This is a genomic window from Streptomyces hydrogenans, assembly GCF_014656075.1.
Classification (GTDB): Bacteria; Actinomycetota; Actinomycetes; order Streptomycetales; family Streptomycetaceae; genus Streptomyces; species Streptomyces hydrogenans.
In genome coordinates this window covers 21,127-30,608 of record NZ_BNBS01000097.1, presented here as the reverse complement: position 1 = coordinate 30,608, position 9,482 = coordinate 21,127, and the positions used below count along the sequence as shown (strand labels likewise).

Genomic DNA, 9,482 nt, shown 5'->3' with positions numbered 1-9,482 from the left:
CGGCGCCCCGGCGGGCGCAGCAGTCCCGTCCGCCCCAGCTCGGCGCGCAGGCCGTCGACCGCCCGGCGGGCCTCGGGGCGCAGGGCGAGCGCCCGCAGCGCCAGGGCGTTGCGCAGCGAGCGGTGGACGCCGAGCTGCACGGGGTCCCGGGTCCTGCCCGGCCCGCCGTTGGCCCGAACCGTGTGTTTGCGTCCCGCCGCGACCGCCCCGTGCTGGTGCAGCGCGACGAGCGCGACCGTCACCGCGGCCCGCCGTCCGCCCCGCAGCAGGGCCAGCGCCAGCGGTCCGGGCACCGCCCCCGCGGAGCCCGGACCGGCGTCGCCGCGGCGCGCGCGCAGCAGTGCCGCCGCCACCAGCAGTTCGGCCCAGGCGGCGCAGGCCGCCGCCGTGAACCACCACGTCCCCGTCCCCATGCCGTCCACCCCCACCGTGTTTCTGCCCGGGGGAGCGTGATCATCACGCGTGGATGGCCGGATCCGTTCGCACGAACGGCCCGGTACGGGTCAGATGGCGCCGCCCGAGGTGAGTTCGTCGGCCGCGTCGTTCACGGGCTGCGGGGTGCCGGTGAGGTCGAGGACGAAGAGCGGCAGCCCTATCTCGGCGGCCCGGGACCGGGCTTCGGGGGTGTATCCGGCGAGCGAGAAGAAGATGCCCACGGCCGACGCGCTGAGGCCGTTCAGCCACAGGCACTCCACGGCCCTCAGTCCGGCGGGCCGGGTGCTGGGGTCGACCTGGGCGACGAGCCCGGGCCCGCGCAGGTCCACCCCGGAGGAGTGCCGGTCCTCCGGCTGGACGATCTCCCGGAAGCCGAGCCAGTTCAGGTATGTCGCCGCCGCGGCGACCGCGTCCCGCGCCGTCCGGATGGTCACCGGCCGGAACGCGCCGCGCGCGGGCGCGGGCCGGGGCGCGGTCGGCGGCAGCGGGATGTGCGCGGGGTAGCGCTCGGCGAAGGACCGGGGCGGCGCCCCGAACCAGTCGGAGACGGGCGGGAGGGGCGGGACGGACGAGGCGGACCGGCCACCCGCGCGCACGTCTCCCGTCGGCTCACCGGCGCCCTCGCCTCCCGGCAGGTCGGGGGTGCCGCCGCGCGCCGGGAGGTCACGGGCGACCTCGTCGACCGGCAGGTCAAGGGCGCTGCCGTGCCCCGACAGGTCACCGGCGCCCGCGTCGACCGGCAGGTCAAAGGCGCTGCCGTGGCCCGACAGGTCACCGGCGCCCGCGTCGACCGGCGGGACGGGTGCGCCGCCGTGCCCCGACGGGTCGCCGCCCCCGTCGGCGCCCTCGGCCTCGCCCTGTCTGTTCTCCGGGGCCTCGGGGGCCGGGACGGTGAAGGGGGCGGGCGGGGTGTCGAGGAGCCCGGGGCCGGCGGAGTCGTCCGGTGCGTACGCGCCGAGGGCGTGCCGCTCGGAGCCGTACCCCTCCTCGGGCGCGGCGGCCGGCTCGGGGACTGCGGCCGTCGCCCCCACCGGGTCTCCGGCCGGGGCGACCGGGATCCGCAGCACGGTCCCGCAGGCGCAGCCCAGCTCCGGCTGGGGCCACTCGTCCTCGCGGCCGCAGGCGGCGCAGCGCACGGTGACCCAGCCGTCCAGCCAGGTGCGGTGCCGGATCGGTTCGGCGGGGGCGTCCGGGATCAGCGGGGCGGCGACGGGGCTGCCGCAGGCGCAGGGGAAGACGGGCGCCGCGTACGCATGACTCCGGCGGCACTCCGGGCAGTGCACCGATACCGACTCACCCACACCGAACCCCCTCTTCCCGTGCGCCCATCGTCCACCAATCCGGCCGCGTGGGGGTGCGACTTCGGCCATCGGGAGGGGTCCGTAGGGGTCCGCGGGTGCCCGCCTGGCGGGCGGTCCCTTGACGGCTTCCCGACCCCGACCTACATTGCTTCCGTATAGCAGAACAGTTCTTCCGCATTACGGAAACAGGATCGGGCGGCCCGCCCGGTTCCTGCGACCGACCGGCCGAAGCAGGAGCACTCCCATGCCTCGTATGACCGCCGCCGCAGCGGCCGTTGAGATCCTCAAGCGCGAAGGCGTCACCAACGCGTTCGGCGTGCCCGGCGCGGCGATCAACCCCTTCTACCGCGAGCTCAAGAACGTCGGCGGCGTCAGCCACACGCTGGCCCGCCACGTCGAGGGCGCCTCCCACATGGCCGAGGGCTACACCCGCGCCAAGGCCGGCAACATCGGTGTCTGCATCGGCACCTCCGGCCCCGCCGGCACCGACATGATCACCGGCCTGTACTCGGCGATCGCCGACTCCATCCCGATCCTGTGCATCACCGGCCAGGCCCCGGTCTCGAAGCTCCACAAGGAGGACTTCCAGGCCGTCGACATCGCCACGATCGCCAAGCCCGTCACCAAGGCGGCCACCACCGTCCTGGAGGCCGCGCAGGTCCCCGGCGTCTTCCAGCAGGCCTTCCACCTGATGCGCTCCGGCCGTCCCGGCCCGGTCCTCATCGACCTGCCGATCGACGTCCAGCTCACCGAGATCGAGTTCGACCCCGAGACCTACGAGCCGCTGCCGGTCTACAAGCCGGCCGCGACCCGCGCCCAGGCCGAGAAGGCGCTGAGCTTCCTCCTGGAGTCCGAGCGCCCGCTGATCGTCGCCGGCGGCGGCATCATCAACGCCGACGCCACCGACCTCCTCGTCGAGTTCGCCGAGCTGACGAACATCCCGGTCATCTCCACCCTGATGGGCTGGGGCACCATCCCGGACGACCACGAGCTCGCCGCCGGCATGGTCGGCGTCCAGACCGCGCACCGCTACGGCAACGCGACCTTCCTGGAGTCCGACGTCGTCATCGGCATCGGCAACCGCTGGGCCAACCGCCACACCGGCTACAACCTCGACGCCTACACGGCCGGCCGGAAGTTCGTCCACGTCGACATCGAGCCCACCCAGCTCGGCAAGATCTTCGCCCCCGACTACGGCATCGCCTCCGACGCCAAGGCCGCCCTGGAGCTCTTCGTCGAGATCGCGAAGGAGTGGAAGGCCGCCGGCAAGCTGCCCGACTTCTCCGCCTGGGCCGCCTCCGCGCAGGAGCGCAAGGCCACCCTCCAGCGCCGCACGCACTTCGACAACGTGCCGATCAAGCCGCAGCGCGTCTACGAGGAGATGAACCGGGCCTTCGGTCCGGAGACCCGGTACGTCACCACCATCGGCCTCTCGCAGATCGCCGCCGCGCAGTTCCTGCACGTCTACAAGCCGCGCCACTGGATCAACTGCGGCCAGGCCGGCCCGCTCGGCTGGACCATCCCGGCCGCCATCGGCGCCGCCACCGCCGACCCGGAGACCCCGGTCGTCGCGCTCTCCGGCGACTACGACTTCCAGTTCATGATCGAGGAGCTGGCGGTCGCCGCCCAGCACAAGGTCCCCTACGTCCACGTCCTCGTGAACAACGCCTACCTCGGCCTCATCCGGCAGGCGCAGGGCGGCCTCGGCATCAACTTCGAGGTCAACCTCGAGTTCGAGAACATCAACACCCCCGAGATCGGCGTCTACGGCGTCGACCACGTCAAGGTCGCCGAGGGCCTCGGCGTCAAGGCGATCCGCGTCACCGACCCGGAGAAGCTGGGCGAGGCGCTGGAGCAGGCCAAGAAGCTGGCCGTCGAGCACCAGGTCCCGGTCGTCGTCGAGGCGATCCTGGAGCGGATCACCAACATCGCGATGAGCAAGACCGTCGACATGAGCGACGTCACCGAGTTCGAGGACCTGGCCACCGAGCCCGGCCACGCGCCGACCGCGATCAAGCCGCTCGCGGTCTGACCGCCCGGGCCCTTCCGGGCCCGCCCGCACCCGCACCCGCCCGCACCCGTCGTCCACGTGACGGGTGCGGGCGGGTGCGTCGCGTTAGCGTGGTGGCCCGCCCGCGACGAGGAGAGCCCCATGACCGCCACCGTGATCCGCCTGGTCACCCACGTCGAGCTGAACGAGGCCCGCACCACCCCCGAGCAGCTGGACGTGAGCGCCAGGCTGGAGGCCGAACTCTCCGACGGGCGCGCCCTGGTGCTCCTCGACGACCGCGGCTGGGCCGAGAGCGCCCTGGGCGGCGGCGACATCCGCGCGCACCTCACGGCCGAATCCCTCGCGGAGGACGCCCGCACGGTCGTGGGCCCCGACGAGCCGTACGGCGACGAGACCCACGAGCAGGCCGCCACCGCCCACTGGACCGTCCTCGCCGAGCGCCTCGCCTCCCGGGGCGTGCGCGCCGACCCGACCGGCCTCGCGTCGCTCCCGCACGACGTCGTCCTCGGCGCCCGCCTCCGCGCCTGGGCCGGTCTCTAGACGGCTTCCTCCGGGACGGCGCGCCCCGCCCGTACGAGCACCGCCCCCGCCTCCGTCCACGTGTACAGCACCGACCGCCCGGCCCGTCCGCGGCGCACCAGGCCGGCGTCGTGCAGCACCTTCAGGTGGCGCCCCACCGAGCCCAGTCCCTGCCCGGTCAGCGCCACCAACTGGCTGGTGGACAGCGGTGATTCGAGACGCAGCAGCACGCCGGCCCGGGCCGGTCCCAGGAGCGCGGCCAGCGCCCGGGGCACCGCAGGTCCCGCCCCGTCGGCCAGAACTCCCGCGCAGGGGTAGACGATCGCGTACCGCTCGTCCCCCTCCCGCTCGACGTCCCACGACACCCAGCCCGTCGCCGGCGTCACCGGCACCAGCAGCAGCCGCCCGCCGTCGACCGAACGCGGCGGATAGTCACGGGCGTTGACCTGGAGCCGGCCGTCCCCCAGCCAGCGCGTCTTCCCCGGGCACAGCTCGTCCAGCGCCGCCGCCCAGCCGTCCCGCGCCAGCCGTGCGGTCCTGGCCGTCACGTCGGCCTCCATCACCCGCCTCCGCCGGGGCCACTCCGGCAGCACCGTGTCCCGCCACACCCACTCCAGGAGTTCCGCGAGCCGCCCCGGCAGATCGCGCGCCGAGGCCAGCGGCTCCGGCACGGGACCGGCGAGGGTGACCTCCAGGTCGGCGAGCGCGCGGGCCGGTTCGGTGGCGCGGACCACGGCCACCTCCTCCTCGAAGCACCGCTCGCGGTCGCCCGGCGGGGTGGGCGTCAGGAAGTCCGCGTTCCAGGTGGCGCTGATCGCCGCCCTCAGCAGCAGCCCGTCCAGCGGCTCCGCGGCGATCCGCTCCCGGTAGGCCGCCAGGTGCTCCGCCAGCCACGCCCGCTCGCCCGGATGCCCGGCCCGCCCCGCGCGCAGCGCCTTCAGCGCCGCGACGGTCTCGGCGAGCGGCGAGACGACGAACCTGCCGCCCGCCAGCGTGTCCGCCCCGATCCGCCACCAGCCCATCCGCCCCGCCCTCCCGATCCCTCGCGACCCGCGCGCACGCGCCGCCGATCCCTCTCCCCGGGCCCGCGCCCGCGCGGCGCGGAATCCTCAACCACCCACACCCCGCGCCCGCACCCCACACCCCGCGCCCGCACCCCGCGCCCGTGCCGCGCGCGACCCTGCTCCCGTGTCCCCCGCCCGCCACCACCTTTCGCCCTCCCGCGAAACAGTACCGGCGGGTGCCCGGGCTCCCCAGAATCCCGGCATGCCGCTCTCCCCGCCCCTGTCCGGGGCCTCCGCCGCGCCCCGCTACCGTGACCTGCTCCGCACGCCCGAGTTCACCCCGCTCTTCCTCGCCGGTTCCGCGCAGGTCGCCGCGCAGACGGTCGCCGGGCTCGGGCTCGCCACCCTGGTCTTCCGGGCCACCGGGTCGCCGCTGCTCAGCGCGCTCGCGATGTTCGGGCCCTCGCTGGCGCAGCTGCTCGGCGCCACCACGCTGCTGTCCGCCGCCGACCGGCTGCCGCCCCGTACCGCGCTGGCCGTCGTCGCGGTCGTCTTCGCGGCCGGGACGGCCGTGCAGGCCGTATCGGGGATGCCGCTCGGCGCCGCCTTCGGGCTCCTCGCCGTGCTCGGGGTCGTCGGTTCGCTCGGCGGGGGAGTGCGCCTCGGCCTGCTCGGCGAGATCGTCCCCCGCGAGCGGTACCTCCTCGGGCGCGCGGTGATGAACATGGCGGTCGGCCTCTGCCAGATCGCCGGCTTCGCCGCCGGCGGGGTGCTCCTGACCGTGCTCTCCCCGCGCGGCACCCTCCTCGCCGGCGCCGCCCTCTACCTGCTCGCCGCGCTCCTCTACCGCTTCGGGCTCACCGCCCGCCCGCCCCGCGCCGCCGGCCGGCCCTCCCCGGCCGAGACCTGGCGGACCAACGCCCGGCTGCTCGCCGACCGCCCCCGCCGGCTGCTGTACCTCGCGCTGTGGGTGCCGAACGGGCTGATCGTCGGCTGCGAGGCGCTCTTCGTCGCGTACGCCCCCGACCGCGCCGGCCTGCTCTTCGCCTGCGCCGCCGTCGGCATGCTGGTGGGGGACACCGTCGTCGGGCGGTTCGTGCCGGAGCGGCTGCGGGCGCGGCTCGCCGCACCCCTCCAGTTCCTGCTGGCGGCCCCGTACCTCCTCTTCGCGCTGGGTACGGGGCTGCCGCCGGTGGCGGCCGCGGCGGCCGTGGCGGTCTCCGCGGTCGGCTACGGCGCGAGCCTGCTGTACCAGGAGCGGCTGCTGGCGCGCGTCCCCGAGGAGTCGAGCGGGCACGCGCTGGGCCTGCACGGCTCCGGGATGCTCGCCTGCCAGGGCCTCGCCGCGGCCCTGGCGGGCGGACTCGCCCAGCTCACCTCGCCGGCGACGGCGATGGCCCTCCTCGCGGTGGCCTCGCTCGCCGTCACCGCCGCGCTCACCGCGGGGCTGTCGAGCGCAGCACCACGGTCTCCTCGCACGGCCCGTCGGCGAACAGCTTGAGCGCCTCCATCTCGTCCTTGTCCACGGACAGCCCCCAGCGCAGCTTGGTGCCCACCCACTCGCCGACGTAGCGGCAGTAGGCGGCGTTGCCGTCGGGCACCCAGGCGGCCGGGTCCTGGCCCGCCTTCGCCCGCAGGCTGCGGGCGGTGACGGCGGTCAGGGTGGCGGCCGCCCCCTGGTCGTTGGCGTACTTCGCCCGCCGGGCCGCCGTCCAGCCGGAGGCCCCGGAGGCCCACGCCTCCGCCAGGGGCACGAGGTGGTCGACGCGGAGCAGGGCGGGGTCGGTGACGGCCTGGCCGTCGTAGTACGAGGTCCACCGGCCGCCGGTGAGCGCGCAGTCGGCGCCGGTGGCGGGTGCCTCGACGGCCTCCGCGAGCAGCACCTCGGCGCGGGTGTCGCAGCCGTCGGCGGTGTCGAGGCCCTGGTCCCAGTGGGGGAAGGCCGACTCCTGGTAGCCGTCCGGGTCCTCGGTGGCCTCGGTGAGTTCGGCGAGGGCGTCGGGGAAGAGCTGGACGCCGGCAGAGGCGGCGGGGACGGGGGCGGCGAGCGGGGACAGGACGAGGGCGAGCGGGACGAGCCCGCGCATCAGGTTCTTGATCACGTAGGGCTGGATAGCGCCGCGGCCGGGGCGCACGGGGGCCGAATCGCGGTGCGCTCCGCCGAGCGGGTGCGGATCTTCACCGCAGAAACGATGCGCTGCCGGGGGCGCCGGGGAGCGGTGCCGGGGCATGGAAAAGAGCGCGGAACCAGGGACCGTAAACCTGGTTCCGCGCTCTCGTCTGGTGACCGCCCGGCGGCACGAGGCTGGCGCGACAGGACGTTCGCGCCGCCGGGCGGAGTCTGTGGTGCCTCCCGTGTGCGGGGAGGGCGTGGGGACCGCGGTGGCCACGGCGGACGTTTCGGCCGGTCCCTTCCTTCAGGTCTGGAAGGGGGGCCTGGCGTCCTGGCCACCGCACTGGCTCGCAGCCACCGCGGTCTCACGCTGTCCATGAACACCGACCACCCCTCATCCGGGCCGGTGTTCCGGACGGCGTACGACATTGACCTCCCGTCAGATGCCGTACGCGGTCTGGGAATCCGAGAGGACTAGTCCTCGCGCAGGGCGCGGACGGCCTCCTCGACCCGCTTGCCGTACTCGGCGTCGGCCGCGGCGAAGTGGGCGAGGTTCTTCTCGATGACGTCCTCGCGGGACACCTGGGAGAGACCGCCGGCGATGTTGGCGATCAGGCGGGACTTCTCCTCCTCCGACATCAGGCGGTAGAGCTCGCCGGCCTGGAAGAAGTCGTCGTCCTTGGTGTGCTGCGGGGCCGCGTGGGTGCCGGTCCAGCCGTGGATCGCGAGCGGCGCCGAGAGCGGCGTCTCGGTCTGGGCCGGGCCCTGGTACGAGTTGGGCTCGTAGTTCTTGTCGTACCGCGAGCCGTTGCGGGTGGCCATGGCGCCGTCGCGGCCGTAGTTCTCGGCAGCCCCCCCGAGCACAGCCTTGGGGGCGTTCACCGGGAGCTGGGTGTGGTTGACGCCGAGGCGGTAGCGGTGGGCGTCCGCGTAGGCGAAGAGGCGGCCCTGGAGCATCTTGTCCGGCGAGGGACCGATGCCCGGGACGAAGTTGTTCGGGGAGAACGCGGCCTGCTCGACCTCGGCGAAGACGTTGTCCGGGTTCCGGTCGAGGACCATGCGGCCCACGCGCTGGAGCGGGTAGTCCGCGTGCGGCCACACCTTGGTGAGGTCGAACGGGTTGAAGCGGTACTCCGCGGCCTCGGCGGCCGGCATGACCTGCACGTAGAGGGTCCAGGACGGGCTCACGCCGCGCTCGATGGCCTGGAGCAGGTCCGTCTGGTGCGAGTTGGCGTCCTTGCCGACGAGCTCGGCGGCCTGGTCGGCGGAGAGGGAGCGGATGCCCTGGTTCGTCTTGAAGTGGTACTTGACGAAGAAGGCCTCGCCCGCCTCGTTGGTCCACTGGTAGGTGTGCGAGCCGTAGCCGTTCATGTGACGGTACGAGGCCGGGATGCCGCGGTCGCCCATGAGCCAGGTGATCTGGTGGGTGGCCTCGGGGGCGTGGGCCCAGAAGTCCCAGACGTTGTCCGCCTCCTGCTTGCCCGTGAAGGGGTCGCGCTTCTGGGAGTGGATGAAGTCGGGGAACTTGATCGGGTCCTTGATGAAGAACACCGGGGTGTTGTTGCCGACGAGGTCGTAGTTGCCCTCTTCGGTGTAGAACTTCACCGCGAAGCCGCGCGGGTCGCGGACCGCGTCCGCGCCGCCGAGCGAGTCGGCCACGGTGGAGAAGCGGATGAACAGCTCGGTCTTCTTGCCCACCTCGGAGAGGAAGTCGGCCTTGGTGAAGCCGGTGACGTCGTCGGTCACCTCGAAGTAGCCGTACGCGCCGGAGCCGCGGGCGTGCACCACGCGCTCCGGGATGCGCTCACGGTTGAAGCGCGCGAGCTTCTCCAGCAGGTGCTGGTCCTGGAGGAGGAGGGGGCCACCGACGCCGGCGGTGGCGGAGTTCTGGTTGTCGGCGACGGGGGCGCCGGACTCGGTCGTAAGCACGCGCTTCGACATGGTGGCCTTTCCGTACGGATGCTGCTGACTGCGGTGGAGCGTAAGTTCGCTCGAAACACGGCGTCAACAGTTTGTTGAAATTGAAGTGTGGTGTTCCGGTCGGCGGCGGCGCCTGGGCGCGACAGGACAGGTGTCAGCACCGCCACCGACCGGAAATC

General features: G+C 74.0%; 8 protein-coding genes. 3 read left to right on the top strand and 5 right to left on the bottom strand.

The window, feature by feature from the left end; genetic code table 11:
- Both IE321_RS30645 and IE321_RS43245 read right to left on the bottom strand, forming a co-directional pair.
- Positions 1-413 (bottom strand): TIGR04222 domain-containing membrane protein (locus tag IE321_RS30645; RefSeq protein WP_190225276.1); only part of this gene is annotated, 413 nt, incomplete at its 3' end.
- Positions 414-503: 90 nt separating this feature from the next.
- A complete protein-coding gene (locus IE321_RS43245) occupies positions 504-1,736 on the bottom strand; it encodes a hypothetical protein (RefSeq protein WP_372470203.1) in 1,233 nt (410 codons plus the stop codon).
- Between the two features lie 244 nt (positions 1,737-1,980).
- Here IE321_RS43245 and gcl point away from each other — a divergent pair, with 244 nt between their 5' ends.
- Together gcl and IE321_RS30630 are read left to right on the top strand one after the other, a co-directional pair.
- Positions 1,981-3,768 (top strand): glyoxylate carboligase, encoded by a 1,788-nt coding sequence (gcl, locus tag IE321_RS30635; protein WP_190225275.1) that lies wholly within the window; start codon positions 1,981-1,983, stop codon positions 3,766-3,768.
- Between the two features lie 120 nt (positions 3,769-3,888).
- A complete protein-coding gene (locus IE321_RS30630; protein ID WP_063766133.1) occupies positions 3,889-4,287 on the top strand; it encodes a hypothetical protein in 399 nt (132 codons plus the stop codon).
- On the opposite strand, the gene IE321_RS30625 is transcribed toward IE321_RS30630, so the two are convergent.
- Positions 4,284-5,288 carry an ArsR/SmtB family transcription factor gene (locus IE321_RS30625; RefSeq protein ID WP_190225274.1) on the bottom strand — a complete coding sequence of 335 codons (1,005 nt, stop codon included), beginning with the start codon at positions 5,286-5,288 and terminating at the stop codon, positions 4,284-4,286. The two genes, IE321_RS30630 and IE321_RS30625, sit on opposite strands and share 4 nt — an antisense overlap.
- Positions 5,289-5,532: 244 nt before the next feature.
- On the opposite strand from IE321_RS30625, the gene IE321_RS30620 reads away from it, so the two are divergent.
- The gene (locus tag IE321_RS30620; RefSeq protein ID WP_190225273.1) at positions 5,533-6,771 is read left to right on the top strand and encodes an MFS transporter; all 1,239 of its coding nucleotides are present in this window, start codon (positions 5,533-5,535) and stop codon (positions 6,769-6,771) included.
- On the opposite strand, the gene IE321_RS30615 is transcribed toward IE321_RS30620, so the two are convergent.
- Entirely contained in the window at positions 6,707-7,372 is a 666-nt protein-coding gene (locus IE321_RS30615) for an HNH endonuclease (protein ID WP_190225272.1), read from the bottom strand. The two genes, IE321_RS30620 and IE321_RS30615, sit on opposite strands and share 65 nt — an antisense overlap.
- 485 nt (positions 7,373-7,857) lie before the next feature.
- Complete coding sequence (locus IE321_RS30610) at positions 7,858-9,324, bottom strand: catalase (RefSeq protein ID WP_190225271.1); 1,467 nt, start codon at positions 9,322-9,324, stop codon at positions 7,858-7,860.
- Positions 9,325-9,482 lie beyond the last annotated feature (158 nt).

Bases quoted from the DNA above. Each gene is read 5' to 3' on its own strand.
- IE321_RS30625 (WP_190225274.1), bottom strand. From the start codon at position 5,288: ATGGGCTGGTGGCGGATCGGGGCGGACACGCTGGCGGGCGGCAGGTTC.
- IE321_RS30630 (WP_063766133.1), top strand. From the start codon at position 3,889: ATGACCGCCACCGTGATCCGCCTGGTCACCCACGTCGAGCTGAACGAG.
- IE321_RS30620 (WP_190225273.1), top strand. From the start codon at position 5,533: ATGCCGCTCTCCCCGCCCCTGTCCGGGGCCTCCGCCGCGCCCCGCTAC.
- gcl (WP_190225275.1), top strand. From the start codon at position 1,981: ATGCCTCGTATGACCGCCGCCGCAGCGGCCGTTGAGATCCTCAAGCGC.
- IE321_RS30610 (WP_190225271.1), bottom strand. From the start codon at position 9,324: ATGTCGAAGCGCGTGCTTACGACCGAGTCCGGCGCCCCCGTCGCCGAC.